General features: G+C 41.4%; 24 protein-coding genes and 1 riboswitch. Of the genes, 10 read left to right on the top strand and 14 right to left on the bottom strand.

Going from position 1 to position 21,996, the window contains the following annotated elements; translation table 11 throughout:
* Window positions 1–37: 37 nt before the first annotated feature.
* Together J7I93_RS16265 and J7I93_RS16260 are read right to left on the bottom strand one after the other, a co-directional pair.
* Window positions 38–190 (bottom strand): lmo0937 family membrane protein, encoded by a 153-nt coding sequence (locus J7I93_RS16265; protein WP_110062821.1) that lies wholly within the window; start codon window positions 188–190, stop codon window positions 38–40.
* A gap of 162 nt (window positions 191–352) precedes the next feature.
* On the bottom strand, window positions 353–1,282 hold the full coding sequence (locus tag J7I93_RS16260; RefSeq protein WP_214988495.1) for a TetR/AcrR family transcriptional regulator: 930 nt from the start codon (window positions 1,280–1,282) through the stop codon (window positions 353–355).
* A 128-nt stretch (window positions 1,283–1,410) separates the two neighbouring features.
* Here J7I93_RS16260 and J7I93_RS16255 point away from each other — a divergent pair, with 128 nt between their 5' ends.
* Entirely contained in the window at window positions 1,411–4,473 is a 3,063-nt protein-coding gene (locus tag J7I93_RS16255; protein ID WP_214726914.1) for an efflux RND transporter permease subunit, read from the top strand.
* Between the two features lie 230 nt (window positions 4,474–4,703).
* Here the strand turns inward: J7I93_RS16255 and J7I93_RS16250 are convergent, their stop codons facing one another.
* The 4 genes from J7I93_RS16250 to queC all read right to left on the bottom strand — a co-directional run bounded on the left by J7I93_RS16250 (window position 4,704) and on the right by queC (window position 7,546).
* Window positions 4,704–5,477, bottom strand: a complete 774-nt coding sequence (locus J7I93_RS16250; RefSeq protein ID WP_214726913.1) for a divergent polysaccharide deacetylase family protein — start codon at window positions 5,475–5,477, stop codon at window positions 4,704–4,706.
* 205 nt (window positions 5,478–5,682) lie between these two features.
* Window positions 5,683–6,414 (bottom strand): 7-carboxy-7-deazaguanine synthase QueE, encoded by a 732-nt coding sequence (gene queE, locus J7I93_RS16245; RefSeq protein WP_214726912.1) that lies wholly within the window; start codon window positions 6,412–6,414, stop codon window positions 5,683–5,685.
* Window positions 6,407–6,883: a 6-carboxytetrahydropterin synthase QueD gene (queD, locus tag J7I93_RS16240; RefSeq protein ID WP_214726911.1), complete on the bottom strand. Its 477-nt coding sequence runs from the start codon at window positions 6,881–6,883 to the stop codon at window positions 6,407–6,409. Before queD ends, queE begins: the two co-directional genes overlap by 8 nt.
* Window positions 6,884–6,886: 3 nt before the next feature.
* Window positions 6,887–7,546 (bottom strand): 7-cyano-7-deazaguanine synthase QueC, encoded by a 660-nt coding sequence (gene queC / locus J7I93_RS16235; protein ID WP_214726910.1) that lies wholly within the window; start codon window positions 7,544–7,546, stop codon window positions 6,887–6,889.
* Between the two features lie 53 nt (window positions 7,547–7,599).
* Window positions 7,600–7,642: riboswitch (PreQ1 riboswitch) on the bottom strand.
* A 143-nt stretch (window positions 7,643–7,785) separates the two neighbouring features.
* Between queC and J7I93_RS25435 the strand changes: the two genes are divergently transcribed.
* Window positions 7,786–7,914, top strand: a complete 129-nt coding sequence (locus J7I93_RS25435) for a hypothetical protein (protein WP_258309124.1) — start codon at window positions 7,786–7,788, stop codon at window positions 7,912–7,914.
* Between the two features lie 70 nt (window positions 7,915–7,984).
* Here the strand turns inward: J7I93_RS25435 and J7I93_RS16230 are convergent, their stop codons facing one another.
* Entirely contained in the window at window positions 7,985–8,707 is a 723-nt protein-coding gene (locus J7I93_RS16230; RefSeq protein WP_214726908.1) for a CBS domain-containing protein, read from the bottom strand.
* 396 nt (window positions 8,708–9,103) lie between these two features.
* Between J7I93_RS16230 and pxpB the strand changes: the two genes are divergently transcribed.
* The 6 genes from pxpB (at window position 9,104) to J7I93_RS16200 (ending at window position 14,499) form a co-directional block, all read left to right on the top strand.
* Window positions 9,104–9,811 (top strand): 5-oxoprolinase subunit PxpB, encoded by a 708-nt coding sequence (gene pxpB, locus J7I93_RS16225; protein WP_214726906.1) that lies wholly within the window; start codon window positions 9,104–9,106, stop codon window positions 9,809–9,811.
* Window positions 9,811–10,812: a 5-oxoprolinase subunit C family protein gene (locus J7I93_RS16220; RefSeq protein WP_214726905.1), complete on the top strand. Its 1,002-nt coding sequence runs from the start codon at window positions 9,811–9,813 to the stop codon at window positions 10,810–10,812. The genes pxpB and J7I93_RS16220 overlap by 1 nt, the downstream gene beginning before the upstream one ends.
* A gap of 12 nt (window positions 10,813–10,824) precedes the next feature.
* Window positions 10,825–11,595, top strand: coding sequence for a LamB/YcsF family protein (locus J7I93_RS16215; RefSeq protein WP_214726904.1), 771 nt, complete (start codon window positions 10,825–10,827; stop codon window positions 11,593–11,595).
* Between the two features lie 81 nt (window positions 11,596–11,676).
* The gene (locus J7I93_RS16210; RefSeq protein WP_214726903.1) at window positions 11,677–12,867 is read left to right on the top strand and encodes an NRAMP family divalent metal transporter; all 1,191 of its coding nucleotides are present in this window, start codon (window positions 11,677–11,679) and stop codon (window positions 12,865–12,867) included.
* 20 nt (window positions 12,868–12,887) lie between these two features.
* Window positions 12,888–13,679: a putative hydro-lyase gene (locus tag J7I93_RS16205; RefSeq protein WP_214726902.1), complete on the top strand. Its 792-nt coding sequence runs from the start codon at window positions 12,888–12,890 to the stop codon at window positions 13,677–13,679.
* 343 nt (window positions 13,680–14,022) lie between these two features.
* Window positions 14,023–14,499, top strand: a complete 477-nt coding sequence (locus tag J7I93_RS16200; RefSeq protein WP_214726901.1) for a hypothetical protein — start codon at window positions 14,023–14,025, stop codon at window positions 14,497–14,499.
* Window positions 14,500–14,532: 33 nt separating this feature from the next.
* On the opposite strand, the gene J7I93_RS16195 is transcribed toward J7I93_RS16200, so the two are convergent.
* Together J7I93_RS16195 and J7I93_RS16190 are read right to left on the bottom strand one after the other, a co-directional pair.
* Complete coding sequence (locus J7I93_RS16195) at window positions 14,533–15,675, bottom strand: metallophosphoesterase (RefSeq protein ID WP_214726900.1); 1,143 nt, start codon at window positions 15,673–15,675, stop codon at window positions 14,533–14,535.
* Between the two features lie 239 nt (window positions 15,676–15,914).
* Window positions 15,915–16,760 carry an SDR family oxidoreductase gene (locus J7I93_RS16190; RefSeq protein WP_214726898.1) on the bottom strand — a complete coding sequence of 282 codons (846 nt, stop codon included), beginning with the start codon at window positions 16,758–16,760 and terminating at the stop codon, window positions 15,915–15,917.
* A gap of 120 nt (window positions 16,761–16,880) precedes the next feature.
* Between J7I93_RS16190 and J7I93_RS16185 the strand changes: the two genes are divergently transcribed.
* Entirely contained in the window at window positions 16,881–17,201 is a 321-nt protein-coding gene (locus J7I93_RS16185; protein ID WP_214726897.1) for a hypothetical protein, read from the top strand.
* A gap of 40 nt (window positions 17,202–17,241) precedes the next feature.
* A complete protein-coding gene (locus J7I93_RS16180; protein WP_214726896.1) occupies window positions 17,242–18,267 on the top strand; it encodes an AI-2E family transporter in 1,026 nt (341 codons plus the stop codon).
* A 46-nt stretch (window positions 18,268–18,313) separates the two neighbouring features.
* Here J7I93_RS16180 and J7I93_RS16175 read toward each other — a convergent pair whose 3' ends face one another.
* The 5 genes from J7I93_RS16175 to J7I93_RS16155 form a co-directional block, all read right to left on the bottom strand.
* The gene (locus J7I93_RS16175; RefSeq protein ID WP_214726895.1) at window positions 18,314–18,721 is read right to left on the bottom strand and encodes an HIT family protein; all 408 of its coding nucleotides are present in this window, start codon (window positions 18,719–18,721) and stop codon (window positions 18,314–18,316) included.
* Window positions 18,722–18,939: 218 nt separating this feature from the next.
* The gene (locus tag J7I93_RS16170) at window positions 18,940–20,064 is read right to left on the bottom strand and encodes an MBL fold metallo-hydrolase (RefSeq protein ID WP_214726894.1); all 1,125 of its coding nucleotides are present in this window, start codon (window positions 20,062–20,064) and stop codon (window positions 18,940–18,942) included.
* Window positions 20,065–20,079: 15 nt separating this feature from the next.
* On the bottom strand, window positions 20,080–20,469 hold the full coding sequence (locus tag J7I93_RS16165) for a DsrE/DsrF/DrsH-like family protein (protein ID WP_214726893.1): 390 nt from the start codon (window positions 20,467–20,469) through the stop codon (window positions 20,080–20,082).
* Window positions 20,470–20,487: 18 nt separating this feature from the next.
* Window positions 20,488–21,057: a sulfurtransferase TusA family protein gene (locus J7I93_RS16160; RefSeq protein WP_214726892.1), complete on the bottom strand. Its 570-nt coding sequence runs from the start codon at window positions 21,055–21,057 to the stop codon at window positions 20,488–20,490.
* A gap of 81 nt (window positions 21,058–21,138) precedes the next feature.
* Complete coding sequence (locus tag J7I93_RS16155; protein ID WP_214726890.1) at window positions 21,139–21,525, bottom strand: DUF302 domain-containing protein; 387 nt, start codon at window positions 21,523–21,525, stop codon at window positions 21,139–21,141.
* Between the last annotated feature and the right edge of the window lie 471 nt (window positions 21,526–21,996).

The raw sequence follows: 21,996 nt of genomic DNA, 5'->3' as shown, positions 1-21,996 counted from the left end.
AGCCTTCAATGAAGGCTTTTTTGTTTGAACTTCTTTCCTATCCCCTGCCTGATGCCCGGCCTTTAATAAAGTTTACGACAATAATGATGGCTGCAATCACTAGCAGAAGATGGATAATGCCACCTGCTACTTCAAATATTAATCCGAGGATCCATAATACAAGCAAAATACCTGCAATCGTCCAAAGCATCCTAATCTCTCCTTTCATTATTGTTTATATTGCTTTACATACCCTGTATAAAAGCCTGACAAACTTCCGCATCACTTTTTGAAAACAGGATAAAAAATAAACATTGCCGCAATCCGAAAAAGAATGGATGACAATGTTATTTTTCACATATAAAGATCTAATTTATACAGAGAGAATCACGTCTTCCAGGGCTTTTGCTTCGTCTGCAACTTCCTCGTTTTCTTTTAGTAAAGCGAAAAGCCCTTTTAGTACTACTTTTTCAGGACGGGATTTCTTTGTTTCATCAGAGATGCGGTTGGCAATTTCTTTTAAGTCGAAAGATTGAGAAGAATCCAGTTTGTTTAGTTTGTTGTAAAGTGTTTTCCAGGCCTGCTCCCTTTTTTCAAAAGAAACGAATGCTCCCTCCCTATCCATTTCGACGACAAAGTTCTGCATCATTTCTTCATTAAGGATGGGTTGGCTATTCCCATTTAGAAAGTCATTTGCCATTACATCCTGCTGCCTTACGATGTGTTTGCCAATAGCAGCAGGTTCTGCTTCTGCCTGCCCTGTCACCAAGAGCATCATATAGGTGCGATAGATGGATTGCGTCATGAACAGCAGATCCCATTTATAAGCAGTTATTTTATCTCCGTAAAGCTCTAGTAAGCTATTCTGCAGCCATGAAAATAAGCGGCCTCTCATCCTGTGTTCCATGGCGGAAATTTTTTTGTTACTCGTCCCTGTTTCACCGCGCATATGCATTTTCATATAAGCTTTATAATGCAGAATTCCCTCAAACTGAACCTCAAATTGCTTCTCAAGCTTTTCCCTCGGCGGAAGATCCGCGTCAAGACCAATAATGAAAACTCGCTCGAACACAAGCTGCTGATAATGTTCATAGATCGAAATGATTAGATCTTCTTTTGACGTAAAAAAGGAATACAATGAGCCCTTGGAAATTCCCACTCCTTCGGCAATTTCCTGCATGGATGTATGGCTGTATCCTTTCTCGGCAAAAAGCTCAACTGCCGTTTCTAAAATGACTTCTCTTTTATTCATATCAGCACCTCGGACATAAATTGGTTTTGTATCTAAACCCAGCACACTCATTCTTGACTCCATCTGCAAAAACATGCAAAATGACTATTGAGTCAATTACATTTCCTTGTTATGTAAAGGTTTAAAACTATTTTATTCATCAATTGACCCGTGAGTCAATACCAGGAGGAGGAACATAAATGCTAGGATGGATACTAAAGCGGTCCAAAATTTTTCTCATTTTGTTTTTATTATTTGTTATTATTGGCGTGTTTACGTTCTTTCAGCTTCCGCAAAGGGAAATTCCTGAAACCACTGTCAATATCGGCACAGTAAATACTGTCTATCCCGGTGCTACAGTAGATAGTGTGGAACGAAATATAACAAACCCCTTGGAAACAAAATTGCTGCCTATTGAAGGAATTGAAGAAATCAGTTCTTCTTCGGCCGCTGGCTTCTCAGCTATAATCGTAACCGTATCTGACGGAGAAGACAAAAAAGAAGTTTTCAGCAATATCCGTCAGGCAGTATCAAATACAGCTGCCGGATTTCCTGAGGAAGCATTTGAACCTGAAATTAATGAGTCAACGATTAAAATGCCCATCGTTTCTTATCATCTCACAAGTAATGATATGGAAAATCTTCTTCCATTAAAAAAAGAATTAACTCGCTGGAAAGAGGAAGTTGAATCCTTAAGAGGTGTAGCTGGAGTAACAATGAAGGGTCTCCCTGAAGAAGAAATAGCGATCCGGCTCGATCCTGAGCTATTAAAAGGAAAGGGTGTTATCCTTCCGGATGTGATCGAGGCAATTAATGAGGAATATTACCCTACTCCTATTGGGAAACAGGAAATAAATCAAGAAGTTGTGCAATTGACTGTTGATCACTTTACTTCTGTAGAGAAAATTGAGGATATATTTGTCGGAAAGACTCCTCAAGGCGAAACAGTCCTGTTGGGAGATGTGGGAAAGGCTGAAATTGTTCAACAGGAGAAAGAAGATATTGTTAGTCTAGACGGAAAGCCTTCTATTTCGTTTACCGCTTTTGTGGAAGAAGGCCAGGATATCCCGTCTGTTGATGAAAGAGTAAGTGAAAAAGTGAAGGAGCTCAGCACAGGGCTGCCTGAGAATGTAACACTAGAGAATTATTACTCTCAGGCTAATTTGGTGACAGATATATTTGATGGATTGTTCCTTTCTCTCGCCATTTCAGTCATTGCGGTTATTTTAACAACTGCGCTTGGTTTAACGGTATCTGGCGCTTTTGTCGTGGCGCTGGCCATTCCAATCTCTATCTTAATGGGGCTGATTCCCCTTCCGTTTGCGGAGGTGGATTTAAACCAAATATCAGTCATTGGTGCCATCATCGCATTAGGTATACTGGTTGATGACTCGATTGTAGTCAATGATAATATACAACGGCGCTACAAGCTGGGTGATAACGCCCTGGCTGGCGCTGTAAATGGGACAAAAGAAATATGGATCTCTATTGTCACCTCTTCACTGGCGATCGTTTTTACATTTCTTCCGCTCGTCTTTTTATCCGGGGGCAATGGAGCATTTATCCGTGCACTGCCAACGGTCCTGATTACGACAATTCTGGCATCGACACTTGTGGCGCTGATTTTTGTGCCGATGCTGCGTTTTATGCTCTATCGAAAAACGAGCAAAAAGGTTTCAGATGCACCAGGTTTATTGGGCAAACCATTGAATAAAACAGCTGATTTCTATGCTGATAAAATTTTAAAGCCTTTTTCAAAAAAACCAAAACTGGTTTCTATCCTTGGATTAATCTTTACTACAGTTATTTTGGGATTGGTTGTATTAACACCGTTTGAATTTTTCCCTGCAGCTGACCGCGAAGAAGTAACGATTGATGTTTCCCTGCCGATCGGAACAACTCTTGAGGAAACAGCAAATGAGCTTGAAAATATTGAAGCCATGCTATTAAGTGATAAGGGTGTAACGGAAACGAGCATATTTGCTGGAACCGGGCTGCCAAATTTGTTTAATAGCTCACTTCAGGTAACGGGTCCTAATACCGGTCAAATAGTAGCCCGGGTAGATCGGGAAAGCCAGACAGCGCAGGGATTGATCGATGACTGGTCTTCAGTGCTTCGGGATAAATATCCGGGTGCTGAGATTTTTATGGAAACCATCCAGCAGGGGCCTCCTGCTGGCGCTCCTGTAACGGTAACGATTAAAGGACCGGAAATCGGGAAGCTTTTGGAACTGAGGGATAGCCTGACTGAAGATATGAATAAAGCAGGAGCCGACTTTGTAGTCGATAATATTGGCAATCCTGAGCCTACCTTAAAGTATGTTCCAAATCGGGAGCTTTTAGAGGAGTATGGAATCACGGTTAACCAGATAAGCGAGCAAATTCGTCTTGCAACGGAAGGGATTCCTCTTAAGCCTTTTGACAATGGAATTACCAAAATGGATATGAATATCCTTCTGGGTGAAAAAGATGAAGCGCTTGATCTTTCCGAACTTGAAATTGCGGCTGGCAGTGCCCAGGGTGGTCCTCCAGCCCTCGTGGCCATTGACACTCTTGTAGATGAAGAAAAAACGGAAGAAATTCAGCGAATTCCTCATCTAAATGGAGATCGTGCTATTACGATTAGAGCTTTCCCAAAGGACGAGGAGAATTTCAAGGAAAATGTGCAAAATGTCGTTGAAGATGAACGAGAAAATCTGAATGATAATAATTATAGTATTTCAGTAGGCGGAGAAAATCAGGCGCAAAATGATTTCTTTGCTGAGATTACCGTTTTATTTATCATTGTCATCTTTCTGGTATACTTGTTGATTGCCTTTCAGTTTAACTCATTGGGACTTCCATTCCTGGTCCTGATTGCTGTTTATCTGGCGATTGCAGGTGCAATCCTTGGGCTGTTTGTCACACAAACGCCAATCAGCTTCCTTGCCGTTATGGGTATGGTTTCATTGACCGGAATTGTAGTTAGAAACTCTGTCGTGCTGATTGAATTTATGGAACAGGGACTAAGAAATGGAATGCCTAAAAAAGAAGCAGTTGTAGAAGCAGGCCGTACAAGAATCCGCCCCATCCTGCTAACAGCACTCACTTCCATTGTAGCGCTGATCCCAGTAGCAGTAAGCGGCGATGCCTTATTTACGCCCCTCGCCATCACGATCATCTCTGGCATCCTGTTCTCGGTAATCCTAACCCTGATCATCGTGCCGATGATGTATCTGGCATTCAAAAAGGTACCAGGTACCTATACCACACTAGACCAGTAAGATGCAGAAACCTTCCTGCCAAAATGCTGGAAGGTTTCTTGCATCCTTTTACGCTGATTGCATATACTATATTCACGGCCGCCCACCTCTTCTAACTTCGCTTCGTTGCGGGACTAACCAGACCGGAATGTGGGCGGCCCCTTTCAGTACCAGGTACCTATACCACCACTAGACCAGTTTCATTACACACCATAAAGGCTGCAAACCTCTTCGGGTTTGCAGCTTTATTTTTATGGTCCATCGTCAATTAGTTCGTAGCCGGGGATTAGCTCTGACAGCGGGACAATATTGGCTTTTTGCCTATAGACAGGGATGTATTCCTTCAAAACGGATACCATTTTAGGTCCTGTGACGCCAACATGCCCTATTGCGATAATTCGTTCGCTTTTTACAAGTTTTTCTGCCAGCCGATCCGCTTGTTTAGTGATGTGTGCGGTGGTGTAAATATCGTCGAAAAAAATATGGTTCTCTACATAAGGAACACCAATTTCATTTGCCAGCTTGCCTGCCACGCTTTTGCCGGTTGTTTTGCTGTCCAAGTAAAAAAGGCCATGTTTCTTACAAACTTCCATAACAATTCTCATGACCCTCTCATTTTCAGTCGCCTTTGACCCCATATGATGATTCATCCCAACTGCATGTGGCACTTCCTTGATGGCATCCTCAACCCTTTTACGGATTTCCTCATTGCTCAGGTCAGTTGTAATGGCTCCCGGTCCAAGCCAGCTCCTCTTTCCCTTTTTAGGCTCCATTGGCATATGAACAATTACCTCATGACCGTTTTTATTAGCCAATTCGGCATCCTCTTTTGTCGTTGGCATGAAAGGCATGATGGCAACCGTCAAAGTGACCGGAAGTTCCATCATTTCAGCTGTACCCTTCATATTGTTCCCCAGGTCATCAATGACAATGGCCAGCTCGGGTTTTGGCGAAGCTGCAGCGGCGTAACCTTCCGTACTACTTAATGAAAAAATCAGTAACAGAAAGCTAATGAATATTTTCATTTTCCACACTCCTTTTTGCTAGCATTCCCTGGGATTGAAAAAATCTTTCTAACTAAAAAAACTGCCGGACACAAGGCCTGGCAGGCTAATTATTATCATGCATTGTAACTTCAAGAAAAAGCACAAATGGGAAGTATTTTTTTCATAAAAGCTCTCAAAAAAAAGAAACCCGCCCATAATGCATGTAACGGGTATATGAAAAAGGCTATACTCCCCGCTTATTGCCCCAAATATATGTGTGGAGCTGCGGCAGGACTTTTACATCTTTCAAATCATGGTCAGCCATCGTTTTCTCGATGAGCCAATTATATTTGCCAAGCAGTCTTTGGATCAGATCCCGGTCATCAGCAGTAGCCGTATCATCATTCCCCACCTGCAAATAAAACGGAATACCCGGGTAGCGCTGATAGACCATTTTTGCATACTCATAGTCAGCATCATTAAAGATTACAATCTTTAAGGAGACATGTTTATCTCTATCGCCTTTTCTTTGCAGTTTTTCGAGGATCAAATCAAGCATTTCGAAATCTGTTTTCATTCCTGAGCTTGGCGGCTTAGGTGAAATGGTCAGTTCATCAATTTCGTAAAACCAGTCCTGCCAGCGGCTTCCCTGGGTTTCTAGGCAGATCTTGATCCTTTCTGCTTTCAGTAATGAAATAAATTCATCGAGGTTTTTCAAAAGAGCCGGATTTCCTCCAGAGATGGTCACGAAGGAAAAACCGTCGCCGCCAAGTTCCTTCAGTTCCTTCCAAATCTCATCGGGTTCCATTTGACGGATGCTGTCTTTAGCGCTTCCATCCCAGGTGAATGCAGAATCGCACCAGCTGCAGGAATAATCACAGCCTGCTGTGCGGACAAACATTGTTTTCTGGCCGATAACCATTCCTTCACCCTGGATGGTCGGCCCAAAAATTTCAAGAACAGGGATTTTACTCAACCTCCATCCACTCCCTTCTCGCTTCTGCATAGCTGGTAGGAGTTTCGTAAAGGCGTACAAATTCCACGCGTGCCCCAATATATTGATCCTTCCGGTTTTGAAGGGATTCCGCCATTTTTTCATAAATCCAGACAACCATGTTCTCTGCTGTCGTATTCATAGGCGGTAGTGTTTCATTCAAATACTTATGGTCAAGGAAAACTTCAATATCATTTTTCCAGATTTCTTTAATATCACCAAAGTCAATCATCAGCCCTCTGTCATCAACAAATCCGCTGATGCCAAAAATGACTTTGTATGTGTGGCCATGCAAATTTTTGCATTTGCCTTCATAGCAATGCAAATGATGGGCGGAATCAAAGGTGAATTCCTTGCTGACAAGAACACGTTTTTGATGATATTTTAGCTGATCGCGCTTAATATCCTTGTCAATCTTCTGAAGCTTATCAACAATCCTGAATCCGTACATGGCTTATAGCTCCCCCTTCTCTTTGAGGTATTCTTCAAGCCCTTTTTGCCTTAAATGACATGCCGGACACTCCCCGCAGCCATCAGAAGGAATTCCGTTGTAGCAGGTGAGCGTTTTTTCACGTACATAGTCAAGCGCATTCAGTTTATCTGCCAGCTTCCATGTTTCCGCTTTATTCAGCCACATTAATGGCGTGTGAATGACAAACTGCTGGTCCATTGAAAGATTAAGTGTTACATTCAGTGATTTTATAAAAACATCCCTGCAATCCGGGTATCCGCTGAAATCTGTTTCGCATACACCAGTTATGATATGCTTGGCATTGATTTGACTGGCAAGCACGCCAGCAAAAGATAGGAATAACAAGTTCCTGCCTGGTACGAACGTGGATGGAAGTTCCCCCTCTTCCCCATCCTTCACTTCGATATCATTACGTGTTAATGCGTTTGGCGCCAATTGGTTTAGTAATGACATATCTAGTATATGATGGGTAACGCCCAATTCTTTTGCGATTTGCTGTGCGCATTCAATTTCTAGCTTATGCCGCTGATTATAATTAAAAGTGACTGCTTCCACTTCTGCGAAATATTCTTTTGCCCAAAATAAGCATGTGGTGCTATCCTGCCCGCCGCTGAACACTACGAGCGCTTTATCATTTTTCATAAGAAAATTCTCCTTTTAATAGAAAAACAGGACTACTAAAGAAAGCAGACCTGTTTTCCTTAGTTTTTTAAAGAGGGTAGCTAGAACCTCTACCGTAATCATACGGATTTCTATTTAGCTATCACCTTATCTTAGCATATTTATGGCATTTTTACAGAGGTATTTAAAGATGTTTTATTTTTCAAAATCGTGGAAATAGTATTAATGCAAGGCCATAACCAAAAGGAGGGACTGAAGCCATGATCAGGTTTACAGCGACTTCACGGTATTCGTTTGGCATTGCAAAGAAAGGAATCTTTGCTCGGAGGTCAGCGGGGATGCAAGTGCAGGATAGGCCCACATTAATCCGCTTTGGCCTGATGCAATAGGATTCCTGTAAACGTCCATAAGGGGACTGAAAAAAGGTGCCAACCAATCGGTTTGCACCTTTTTTCATAATTAATTCTCGCTATCCGCTTCAAGAAGGTCCCAGGCAGTTATGATTCCTTTTGGCTTTTCTGTCGGCTTACCCTTTTCAGTAACAATAATGCCTTCCAGTTTTTCATTTTTACATCTATACTCTTCAAATAAGTCCTCTAAATCAAAAATGGACGTATCTTTGCTGACAAACGTTATTTGATGCTTTGATTTTTTATTAAATAGCTCTTTTATTTGCACTTTTTTCAACTGAATCGAATCTTCTGTAAAATGCTCGGCCATCCATTTTACAATATCTGCTGAAGTCAGCAGCCACGAGTATTCTTCCTTTCTACTATAAATGGGAAACTGGGAATGTGAAAACTTATTGATAATGGCCAAGACATCTGAAAGCTTGCCATCTTCGTAAAAGTAAAAAACAGGTGTCGCGGCGATCGACAGTGCTGTCTTCGGTTTCTCAAAATCTTCAGCAATCCTCTCGATCCTCTCAACTGTCTCCAAATGAGGCTCGGCAATATAATAATCGAGATCAATTTTTTCATGCACGATCGCATTTCGAAGTTTTGCAAATTGATATAAATCATCTTCATATAAACGAATCAGCGAGTGATTTTTTTGGATCTCAATCAATTTATAAAATTTATCTGTCCTAGCTTTTTTGGCAGATTGTTTTAAGGCTTTATGAATTCGGTTAAAAGCTGCCTCAAATCTTTCCGACAGTTTAATTTCTGTTTTTGCACCCACAAATATCTCTCCCTAAATCATAATGTCTCTTCTGTATTCCCATATTTGCAGGTTTCGTAAACTATGAAGAAAATGGAGGTTCATTTTTCGTTATTCTGCTTCTCTTCTAAGAGGATTTCATTAAGCATCGCTACAAAGTTTCTAGTTTCCTAGTTTAGAAGGACATATAACCGAACAATTTGCACAAAAAGAATTTTCAGTCTATTATTGAATAATATATTTAGTTAGCGTAAGTTGTTGAGTAGATGGAAACCATTGGTTATAAACTACCTTTATAATCCCGGTATTAGTACCGGTAAACATTTATATTAGAGAATCAATAAGTTTCTATTTTAACCAAACATCGAAAGCTAATTACTATTACTGAATAGTATTTTAAAGGAAGTAGGTGAAAAAATGGAATACACTATACACCCTCTTGGAGAGAATGCCGTCCTCATTGAACTTGCGAACGAAATTAGCCAGGAAGCGCACGAAAAGGTTCAGGCCTTAACAGCAGTCCTTGAAAATCAGCCGCCGGATTGGATGACTGAGTACATCCCTGCTTTTACGACTGTTAGCATTTTTTATGATCCGCTAGAGATTTATCAGCTTTCAAATGACAAGCTTCCATATGACCACGTTTGTTCACTGATTCAACCGCTGATGGAGGGTTTAGAAGCAAGCAAAGCTGAAGAAGCAAGGGTTGTTGAAATTCCTGTTTGCTATGGCGGTGAATTCGGTCCGGATCTGGAGTATGTTGCAGACCATAATGGAATTACACCGGAGGAAGTCATTACTATTCATTCTTCTGGCGACTATCTGGTTTATATGATTGGGTTTGCTCCAGGCTTTCCTTTTATTGGAGGCATGTCCGAGAAAATCGCTGCTCCCCGCAGGGAATCTCCCCGTTTAAAAATTCCGGAAAGGACGGTTGGGATTGCAGGCATGCAGACTGGGATCTACCCGATCGAAACACCTGGCGGCTGGCAGCTGATTGGGCGAACTCCTGTCAAATTGTTCCGCCCGCATGATGATTCCCCTACCTTGTTAAAAGCAGGGGATAAAATCAAATTTTTCCCGATTAGCCTGAAAGAATACGAGAATTGGAAGGAGACAGAGTAATGCTTAAAATAAAAAAACCGGGTCTCCTTTCAAGCATACAGGATTTGGGGAGAACCGGGTTCCAAAAATTTGGCGTAATTGCAAGCGGAGCGATGGACCCATTTGCACACCGAATGGCTAATTTGCTGACAGGTAATGCTGAAAATGAACCTACTCTGGAGATAACCATGCTGGGGCCCACAATCATTTTTGGAGAAGATGCCCTTATCTCTATTTGCGGCGGGGATCTATCTCCAGTTATAAATAACGTGCCTGTTCGATCCTGGAGATCTATTTTTGTGAAAAAAGGCAGCGAACTTAAATTCGGCTACACACAGAGCGGCTGCCGTGCCTATTTGGCTGTTGCCGGCGGCTTCTCTGTACCTGAAGTAATGAAAAGCAAGGCCACTTATTTGCGTGCTGGCATTGGCGGTTATGAAGGAAGATCTTTAAAAGCTGGTGACGAGCTTGTTTGGGGGACGCCATCAGACCAATCAGATAAAATGACGGAATATTTAGCACGACATTTACAAAACCAACCCTTTTTAGAAAGTGATTGGTCCATCACAGCGGAGCTCATTCCGAATTCTGAATCCAATCCGTGCATCCGCTTCACAAAGGGACGCCAATTTGAGCTTTTTTCAAAGGAGAGCCAGAAAAAACTGATCGGTGCTGAATTTGAAGTAACAGCACAGTCAGATCGAATGGGTTACAGACTGAAGGGCCCTGCCCTTTCATTATCTGAACCAGCGGAAATGATTTCCGAGGCTGTCAATTTCGGTTCAATACAAGTTCCGCCTGATGGAAATCCGATTGTATTACTTGCGGACAGACAAACAACCGGTGGCTATCCAAAAATCGGCCAAGTCGCTTTTACCGACCTCCCTTTGCTTGCACAGGCCAAGCCCGGTGATAAGCTGAGATTTGTGGAAATATCACATGAAAAGGCTCAGCACTTATACCTCGAGAGGGAAAGGAAATTAAAAGAATTGAAGCAAGGAATCTATTTAAAAACCAGATAGGAGGAAAATGAGATGCATATGGTTGATATTAATTGTGATATGGGTGAAAGTTTTGGAGCGTATAAAATGGGACGGGATGAGGAAATCCTGGACTATATTACTTCTGCCAATATTGCGTGCGGCTTTCATGCAGGCGACCCTGCCACTATGCGCAAAACGGTAAGGATGGCATTGGATAGAAACGTCGGAATCGGCGTACACCCTGGCTTGCAGGATCTTCCTGGATTCGGACGGCGCGACATCAGCATTACACCCCAGGAAGCCTATGACCTGGCAGTCTACCAAATCGGGGCATTATATGGTTTTGTCAAATCCGAAGGCGGCAAGCTTCAGCATGTTAAGCCACATGGAGCCCTATTCAATATGGCTTCTAAAAGTGCTCCTCTTTCCGAGGCAATTGCCGAGGCAGTTTATAAAGTGGATCCTGAATTAATTTTATTTGGTCTTGCTGGCAGTGAGCTTGTGAAGGCCGGGAAAAAAATCGGTCTCCGCTCTGCCCATGAAGTGTTCTCAGACCGTACTTACCAGGAAGATGGCTCGCTTACCTCCAGAAGAGAAAGCAATGCCCTCATTACAGACCATACAGCTGCAGTTAATCAGGTAATCCGGATGGTAAAGGAAGGGAAAGTCACTTCTATTCAAGGCACGGAAGTTACTATAGAAGCAAACACGATATGCATTCACGGCGATGGTGAAAGCGCACTAGAATTTGCCAAATATATTCCGACTGCTTTGAAGGATGCTGGGATTAAGGTAGCTAAAATTGGTGATTTTTTGAAATAAATGCTATCGCTGCAAAATGGGATTTCGTAAACGAAAAATGGGAAAAAGTAAACAGAAACAAAAAAAACAGGGGGAAAATGAATGAAAAAGCAATCAAATGCGAGCTTATTGCTGGGTGCCGCGTTCCTAATGGCTACATCGGCCATTGGACCGGGGTTCCTGACACAAACAACTGTATTTACTGAAACACTTTTAGCCAGTTTTGGCTTTGTTATTTTAATATCCATCATTATTGATATCGGTGCGCAAATGAATATTTGGAGAATTATTGCTGTTTCCGAAAAAAGAGCCCAGGATATTGCGAACGATCTCCTCCCCGGGCTTGGTTATTTTCTCGCTGCCCTTATTGTTATGGGCGGCCTTGCTTTTAATATTGGGAACATCGCGGGAGCCGGCCTGGGTACCAATGTTATTTTTGGCATCTCCCCTGAAATGGGTGCTTTGCTAAGCGGCATCCTGGCAATAGGGATCTTTATTGTAAAAGAAGCTGGAAGGCTGATGGACCGCTTTACTCAGATTTTGGGTTTTGTAATGATTGGCCTCACCATTTATGTCATGTTCACGGCACAGCCTCCAGTTGGAGAAGCTGTTGTTAAAACATTCGCACCGGATAAAATTGATATTCTTGCCATTATAACTTTAGTTGGGGGAACAGTTGGCGGATATATCACCTTCGCTGGCGGGCATCGCTTGATTGATGCCGGGGTTAAAGGAAAAGAAGCTCTTCCTGAAGTTACAAAAAGCTCCATCAGCGCGATTGGGATTGCGTCTGTCATGCGTATATTCCTCTTCCTAGCTGCATTGGGGGTTGTGTCCCAAGGACTGGCGCTCGATCCATCCAACCCTCCTGCTTCTGTATTCCAATTGGCAGCAGGCAATATCGGCTATAAAATTTTCGGGGTTGTGATGTGGGCTGCCGCTGTAACATCTGTAGTTGGTGCAGCTTATACGTCTGTTTCCTTTATTCGTACCTTCAGCCCGGTCCTGGAAAAATATCATAAATGGCTGATTGTAGGTTTTATTGCCATATCCACACTTGTTTTTGTCATCATTGGAAAACCTGTTAAGATTTTAGTTTTAGTTGGTTCATTAAATGGTTTAATTTTGCCGATTGCATTAGGTGTCATGCTGGTTGCTGCCTATAAAACCAAAATTGTCGGTGACTATAAGCATCCACTTTGGATGACGATTTTTGGCGTGATCATTGTTGCAGCCATGTCTTATATGGGTGTTTATTCATTAATAAATGGTATCCCTCAGTTATTTAAATAAGGTTGAAAGGAGAATTCTTCATGAGCGACCCTTCTATTTGGAGTCCTGCTGAAGCACGTAAGTTAATCCGCGGCCAAGGCTGGGACAAGCCGACATCCGGAATGGCAAATGGGTATATTCAGGCGAATTTGGCCATTCTGCCAAAGGAAATGGCATTCGAGTTTTTGCTCTTTTGCCAAAGAAACCCGAAATCTTGTCCCATCATTGACGTCACCGAACCTGGTTCTCCTGTTCCGCAGCTCTCTGCTCCTGATGCTGACATTCGAACAGATATTCCTAAATACAGGATTTACCGGAACGGCGAGCTGGCTGAAGAGCTGACAGATATAAGCTCTTATTGGAATGAAGAGATGGTAGGATTTCTGCTGGGCTGCAGCTTTACGTTTGAAGAGGCATTGATTAAAAACAATATCCCTATTAGGCACATCCAGGAAAACCGAAATGTGCCAATGTATAAAACGGATATTGCCTGTGTAAAAGCAGGCCGGTTTGAAGGCCCAATGGTTGTCAGCATGCGGCCAATGAAGGAAAAAGATGCAATCAGAGCGGTGCAAGTAACAAGCCGCTTCCCTTCTGTACATGGCGCTCCAGTCCATATTGGGAATCCGGAAGCCATTGGCGTAAAAAATATCAATCAGCCAGATTTTGGCGACTCTGTCACGATTAAAGATGGCGAAGTTCCGGTCTTTTGGGCTTGCGGTGTCACCCCCCAGGCAGTTGCCATGCATGTAAAACCGGAAATCATGATTACACATGCACCCGGACATATGTTTATCACAGATTTGAAAAATGAAGATTTAGCAGTTTTATAAGAAGAAGGCGTCCTGATTCATGGGCGCCTTTTTCTTATTTTTATGGTAAAAATATCCTATTCCAGTTGGTTCCTTTTTCTCCGGAGAACATTGACCTTCCTAAAGGTATAGAAGCTCCATGGTATTTTAACAGTGACGGAAGCGAAAGAGCCCAGAATAATAATGGAAAGGTCGTATATGGAATTCCTAGATACGACCAGAATCGTGACTATAACCCGAACCTGAATTTCAGAGTGGTAGACCAGGATAAAGGTGAAGTCGAAGCTTTCCTAAATGATAGAGCGACCAATAACAGTAACTGTTACGAGTGTGTTCCAGGATCTGCGCTCTGATGTCTATGTAGATGTTCATCACCGCGGCTTTAATACCGTATCTGATGAAGATAATTCAGCTTGCAGCAGTTGTGGCAGACCCCTATACCGATCCTTTCACAGGTGACGAATATGAGGTGGATGAGGATGTTCTTACATTAGGAAAGCAGGTCAATGCCCTTGCTGCTCAGACACTGCAGAGAGGCTACTCCCACTTTGGTGCCATCCAGAAATATCCTGATGTAAACCTGCCTGGTACAGCACTTGGTGCCTTTGCTTTAAATGATGCAGCGATTATGCTAATGGAGCTTAAAGGGCAAAGCCAGACTTTAGGTCAAAAACAAGCTGGTATGCTGAAAGAAACAGTTAAGGCGCCGCTTTACGATTTATTTAATGCACTTGCAGATGGATCCATCCATGATGTAGATCCCGCTGTGTATGACGCTATACAGGAATCGACAAACAGAATTACAGATCCATCTACCAGCGATACCGAGAAGGATTTTTAAAGGTAAGAACCCCTCCCTCCAATGGGCGGGGTTCTATTTTTTATCCTTCAAGAAATCCAAAGTCTCTTTATGGTCTTTACTCATAATTTGTTCAATTAGCGGATCTGCCGGGATAGCTGGTCTGCTTTTTTTATTAAATGTACGATAGACTGGCCTAATCGAGGATAAGCTGCTCTTAACCTTCCAGCTGCCTTCTTTTTCGACAATTTTCAAATCAATGAGTCCCAGGTGATTGCCCCAATACCCTGCCTGGACGGCAGCCGTTCCATTTATGGTCCCCATTTTCAAATCAATTCCCGGCAGTTTCTGCAGTTCATCCCTTACAGGAAAGACAGAATGGCTATGACCAAATAGAATGGCATCAATGCCTTTTACCTTGCTTAGAGCATAGACAGAGTTGCCTTTTTTCTCATCCAATCCTTTATCTGATTGCAGTCCAGTGTGGGCAAGAGCCACAATGATATCTGCACCCTTGTTCTTCATGATTGGGATAAAATGTTCGGCCGTTTCTTTAATATTTTTCACTTTTAGGTTTCCTCGAAAATATTCCTTATTCCATTCAGCGACAATAGGAGTGATAAAGCCAATTACGCCAATGTTAAGCTTATGCTTCTCCCCTGCTGTATCTGTCACCTCTTTTTCAAGAATCGTATAAGGATTGAAATAATTAAGATCATCATTTTCAAAATAGTTACGATCTTCTACATATATATTGGCATTTAGATACGGAAAATTTGCACCCCTTAAACTTTCTTCCATAAAGTCAATTCCATAGTTAAATTCATGGTTCCCGACTGTAGCCGCATCATATAGCAAAGTGTTCATGGCTTTAAAAACCGGATGGACATTGGCCAGGTCCAACGGATGGCTCCTGTAGGCATATTCATCAAGTGCGTTGCCCTCCAATATGTCTCCATTATCAAAAAGAAGCGAATTTGGTACCTCCTTCCTGGCTTGTTTGATCAGGTTCGCCGTTCTGGAAAGTCCAAACTCTACCGTCTTTTTTTTATTTTCGTAATTATATCCAATCATGTTCCCATGCAGGTCAGTCGTTTCCATTAGGCGCAAGTGAATGGTTGGAGGCCCGGATACTTGTGCTTGTGTTTGATTCCAGACAATCAGCAGGGTCATGAATGACAGTACGATGATTAAAGTTTTTTTCATTCCCTTTTTCATTCCATCTCCCCCCAGATGATTATGGACTAGTTTTTTTATTTTCTCTTGATATTAGAAAATTAATCAGGGATTGGGAACTTCAGAAAAAAGAATAAAAAAAGGAAAATTTTGAAACTTTTTAGAGCTTAATCGTTAGATAGAGGAAAAGCTTGGAAAGGAGGTACAGGAGGCCAAGCAAAATAAGTTACTAATCGTCGATAGGATTATTTAAAGCTGATTACTTCGTATCTGTTTATTATTTAATTTTTATATAAGGTTTTCATAATTACTTTTTCCCAGGTCTTCCAGCTCAGCATTTTTTTTAAATTAATTCTTCCTCGTACACCTTTTCCAACTGGGTATCTTAACCCTGGGTTTTTCTCCAAGGCGATGCTGGCCGCTTTTTTTGCTACTATGATCGGATCTTCAAAGAAAGGCTCGCCATTATCCAGGTAATCTTGAATTTTTCTCATATAAGCATAATAGGGAGAGTCTTTTTTCATGGATTGCTCCGTTACTTTTTTTCCTGTTGTCCAAATGCCTGTTCTAAACGACCCTGGTTCTATTAATGCGATATTGACGCCAAAAGGCTTCATTTCTAGTCTTAAAGATTCGCTCCAGCCTTCGATTGCAAACTTGGAAGCAGCATATGGAGATAAGCCCGGAAATCCTGCTCTTCCGCTAATTGAACTTATATTAATGATCGTTCCTTTTCTTTGCTTACGCATAAACGGGAGAACCGCTTGTGTAACAGCTATGGTTCCAAAAACATTCGTTTCGAATTGGCTTCTGTATTCATCAAGCGGAATCTCTTCTACAAAGCCAGCCCCAGCATAGCCCGCGTTATTAATCAGGACATCAACTGAAGAGAGATTGTTTAGGAATGTTTTTAAATCCTCTATTGATTCTGCTGAAGTCACATCCATTTCTTGAACAGAGATTAACTCCTGCACTCTTTCTGCAGTTGCTTTTTCCATTAATAAATGGCTTTTTTCCATATTCCTCATTGTGGCTATGACATGAAAATTATTTTTAGCCAATTCTATGGCCATTAAGGTACCAAAACCACCAGAACAGCCAGTAATAACAGCATATTTTTTACCCAAAATCATCATCCTTTATCAATGTGCTAAAATTTTTATTTTAACCGTGCAATTAGTTATATAATTAAAATTGAAAGTATTATAAAATAATAAATAAAGTGAATTTTTAAGAGGATGAACAAGTTGGCGCACATATTTATCAGCATGGTTTTACTCATATCTGGTTTGTCTTCAACGATGCAGCAAACAATGGATTTGAGCGATTGGATTGAGTTTGAGGAACAAATCAATGGCGATTCCATCGTAATTGAGGCAGCAGTTTTAAAAAATGCAGCATCGAAAAGTGCTTCCGTGGCCGCTTTTAAGAAACTTGCCGCAAAAGTTTTTACCTTTAATGATATGGCTCACAGCAAACTTGAATTTGCTGGTATGGTTCCTGTTCCTAAGATCCATAAGTATATGACTCCTCATAAGTTTCAGAGCAACTGCCTCCACACCGTTTAAGGGATATTCTATATAAAAAAGAAAATGTGGAGGAATGAGAATGGAAAACTTGAAATCATTTTTTAACCATAATGGATTGAAACGTTTTATCATCTTCGGGGTTATTGTACTGGTTCTGTATTTGCAGAAAAGCATGATTAACTTGATCCTGATTACCTTTATTTTTTCATTCTTGATGGACAGGCTTGTGAAGCTGGTTTTATCAAGATTTAAACTTAATAGGAAGTTAACGGTAGTAAGCCTGTATCTAGCGATTATTGGCATGTTATCGATAGGGATTACTAAATACCTGCCCCTTATAGTATCAGAAATATCCCAGCTCTTCACCCAGGTTGAAAGCTTTTATACACAAAAGCATGACAATATTATAATCACCTATATTGTTCAAATGCTTGAAACAAATGAGATTTCGAAATATCTTGAGCAAGGGTTTGCATTTTTGCTGCAATACTTTTCAGATGTTAGCCATATTGCCGTCCAGATTTTGCTCTCCTTGATCCTAAGTTTATTCTTTCTGCTTGAAAAACCAAAGCTTGTTGATTTTACTATGAAATTTAAACACAGTAAAATTGCAGACTTTTATAATGAAATCGAATACTTCGGCAAAAAATTCGTGCAAACGTTTGGAAAGGTTATAGAGGCGCAGTTTGTCATTGCGCTTGTCAATTGTGCGTTAACAACCCTGTCACTATGGGTTATGGGTTTCCCTCACCTTATGGGACTGTCGATTCTTATATTTCTGCTAGGTCTTATTCCTGTTGCGGGTGTGATCATTTCTCTTATTCCGCTTAGTACGATCGCCTATTCACTGGGTGGATTTATCCAGGTTTTTTATATCCTCCTGGTCATTATGGTCATTCACGCGATAGAAGCGTATATTTTAAATCCAAAGCTTATGTCGTCCAAAACGGATTTGCCTGTATTTTATACGTTTATTGTCCTGATTTTTTCGGAGCATTTCTTCGGCGTTTGGGGGTTGATTGTCGGGATTCCAGTGTTCGTCTTTCTGCTGGATGTGCTTGGAGTTAAAAATACTTCCCCGGAAACACCTGCTAAAGCGGCATGATTTAGTAAAAACACACAGTTCAAGCAGCTGTGTGTTTTTACTGTTCTTATTTCAGTGTTTCTCTTTTATTATCAGGCTGCTTAAGCCAATGCCTTATTCCTTTACCAGCATGTGGCTCATCATTATATCTTGGGATTATGTGCAGATGGCAGTGAGGGATCGTTTGGTTTGACGCCTCTCCAACATTCCAGCCGAGAGTGTATCCATCCGGTGAGAACCTTTTATCAACGTATTCCTTTGCTTTTTGCAATAATTCATATGTATGGTTCCACTCTTCAGCCGTTAAGTGAAAGGCATCTTTATGGTGGGCTTTCGGGACAATGACTCCGCTTCCCTCCAATACATCCTGCTCCTTGTCATGCTGAAGATAGTAGCATGTGTTGTTTTCAAAAATGATATGCTGATGGGGATCCCTATGAGGGTGGCAAAATGGGCAGTTTTCATGATAGGTCATCTAACTATTTCCTTTCTAAATAAAATGGCTGTTCGGTATTCAGCTTAATGTTAGAGGTCATTGATGTCATACTTCTTTCATTGAAACCTTCATTTAAAGTTAATTTTTCATCCCAATAAATTACCTTCGAAATGTTCCAAATACTCCCTATATTGTAATACATAATGAAAAAAACAAACAGCCATGATAGGCTGTTTGTCTGGTTAATAGTCTGGTTATTATCTTACTGCACAGCGGTTTGGACCAATTTCCATTTCCCGCTGTTTTTCAAGATCCGGGTCAATTTTACCCATATTGGTTTCTCTGATTTCCTGATAGGCATTCGGCTGGGGAGGCAAATTCTCTGTAACTGTTTTACGGAAGGATTCTTCACTGTCGATATTAAGACCATGGTTCTGAGCGTAAAGGACACCAAGCTTTTCTGAAATGCTGCCATCATCATTCATTTCTTTAATGGTCATATAGTGGGCAGGCAGCACGACAAGCTCGTCCGCAAGTTCCTTATAGCGCTTGTAAAGAGTTGTCCGTAAATCACCTACCCAATCTTCGGCTTTGCCGGCAAGGTCAGGACGGCCAATCGAATCGATAAATAAGATATCACCTGTTAAAAGATATTGGTCATCGACAATAAAGGACGTACTTCCAATTGTGTGACCTGGTGAATACAGCGCAGAAATAACAGCGTTACCTACCTTTATTTCATCGCCGTCATTCAGAGGGTTATAGGAGAAGGTTACCTCCTCAGCATCTTTAGGAGGTAGGTAATATTCAGCCCCCTCTTTTTCAGCCATTTTTCTGCCGCCTGAAATATGGTCTGCATGAAGGTGGGTATCCAGAAGCGCTTTCAGTTTTAGATTATGCTTTTGGATAAATTCTTCATACGGTTCGAGCATCCTATTTGTATCAACAATGGCTGCTTCTCCATTTGATTCAATAAGATAAGACAGGCAGCCTTTTCCGATGCGTACAAATTGATAAAGTGTGCCGCCGCTTTTCAAGTCGCCTATTCTTACAGGCTCCAAATGCTCGCTCCAAGCTTTCATTCCGCCTTCAACAGAAAAGGCATTTGGAAAACCGGCTTCTACAAGCTGATCTGCGACAAATTCGGAAGAACCGCCTTTTGCACAGACAACAAAAAGATCCTGATCCTTTGGCAGCTGGTCTTTAATTGGATCCACGCCTTCGAGAAGCTCAAAATATGGAGCATTGATCACTTCAACGTTTTTTCCTTCAATTTTCCAGTCATCAAAGTCATCGGTGTTCCTGGCATCTATGATAAAAACGTTTTCATGGTCAAGAATCTTTCTGACAAGCTCTTTAACCGAAATTGTTTTTGCGCCCATTTTCATCCTCCTTTTTTAAAAGGTTAGTGTGATATTTGCATCGCTTGCAAAATGAAGGAATGATGCAGCCCCGCCAACGTCCACACCCTCAACAAAATGTTCTTTTTCAAGAGACATGACGTCCATGGTCATTTGACAGGCGATCATTTTTACACCCATTTCAGAAGCCATGCTGACAAGCTCTTCGATGGAAGGAACATTCGCACGCTTAAAGCCCTCCTGAAAATGCTCCGTTCCTGCAGGCATAGGCAGCTGCTTATGGCCTTCTTTATGGATTAAGTTTAATCCTTCAAATGTAAAGAAGATTCCAACCTCTGCATCTGTAGCAGCGGCTGCCGAAGCAATGTTGAATACTTTATAGGCATCAAACATACCGCCATTGGCAGCAATGATAGCTACTTTCATTAGTAAAAACCTCCAATTTTATAATTTTTGAGTCGGCCCGGTCCAATCCTTCATACCAGGGACAACGTTAACAACATTCTTAAATCCTTTTTCAGTAAGCTTTTTAGCTGCAAGGTCGCTGCGGGATCCGGATCGGCAGATTACATGCAATTCTTCCTCCGGATTCAATTCACTGAAACGCTCCTCCAGTTCACCAAGTGGAATAGAGACAGCATTTGGAATATGGCCGAAAGCATATTCTGCAGACTCCCGCACATCCAGAATTTTTATCTGTTCGTCGCCCTCGATCTTTTTTAACAGATCGTCCAAAGAGGCAATATTAGGATGCGACGTTTCATTAGATTCTTCAGAGGCGCTTGCTTTTCTTACATAATGTTTTAATACATCCCCATCTTCAATTGTTCCTAAGTATTGGTTTCCTGTACTCTCGCTCCATGCCTTTAAGTCAGCAGTGGATCCTTTATCAGTCGCTTGAATTTCCATTACTTGTCCAGGTTCAATCTCGTTCATCATCTTCTTCGTTTTTACAATAGGCATAGGACACGCAAGACCTTTCGCGTCCAGCACTTTATTAGCAGTTATTGACATAAAAAACCCTCCTTCCTATTTTTTAGTATTTTTAAAAACACAATAAAGAATACAGGAGAATAACTCCAGATGGACCTGTGCTTAGATTGATTTATCCAAACAGCCAATCAGGCGATTCTCAATGTCTGCTGCCATCTCTTTTAAATTTTGATTATCAATCATGCTGATAAGCGCAGTCGGCTTTGGCAAGCCAATTTTCGTCTGGCCCGCTTCTTTATAAACAACAATTTTACAAGGAAGGAAATACCCAACCATCTTTTCTTCTTTCAGAACGCGCTCAGCTTCCTTAGGATTACAGACCTCAAGAACCTTATACTCTTCATCCAGCTGGAAGCCTTTTTCTTCAAGCTTTTCTTTAATATCAAACGTCCATAAAACGCCAAACTTTTCTTCCTTCAGCTGTTTTTCCAGATCCGAAATTGCTTCCTCAATCGATTTGTTCGTTTCTACCGTATAAGCAAAGTTCATAGCAGCCACCTTTATTATTAGATTTAGTCAGTTAACCCATTAGGGTATTAATCTCTACCCCATCGTTATTAATATAAACACTGGTTTCGCTTTTTACGAAGGAAGATATAGGTCGATGTACATCTACAGGAGGGAAATTGGAAGGTTTGTTTATGAAGATAATGTTGGTTAGTTGGACCGGGACTGAGTGATGGACTTGCATAAGCCAAACCCGGATGGGGAAATATCTATGACGATCGTCTTATGAGCTGTTCATCATTTATGGTCGCCATGAGAGTGCTATGTCGACTGATTTCTTTGTTGCCCATTATTTATCGTCTTCATGACAGCTTTATGAAGACGATATTTATGCTGGGACTTCGGTTATCGTCTTCATGCCGGCTTTATAACGACCATATTTATGCTTGGGCTTTAATTATCGTCTTCATGCCGGCTTTATAACGACCATAATTATGCTTGGGCTTTGATTAT

This window comes from Bacillus sp. ISL-47 (genome assembly GCF_018613175.1).
Lineage (GTDB): Bacteria > Bacillota > Bacilli > Bacillales > Cytobacillaceae > Cytobacillus.
The sequence above is the reverse complement of the archived record's forward strand: the minus strand, read 5'-3'. Positions and strand labels throughout refer to the sequence as shown.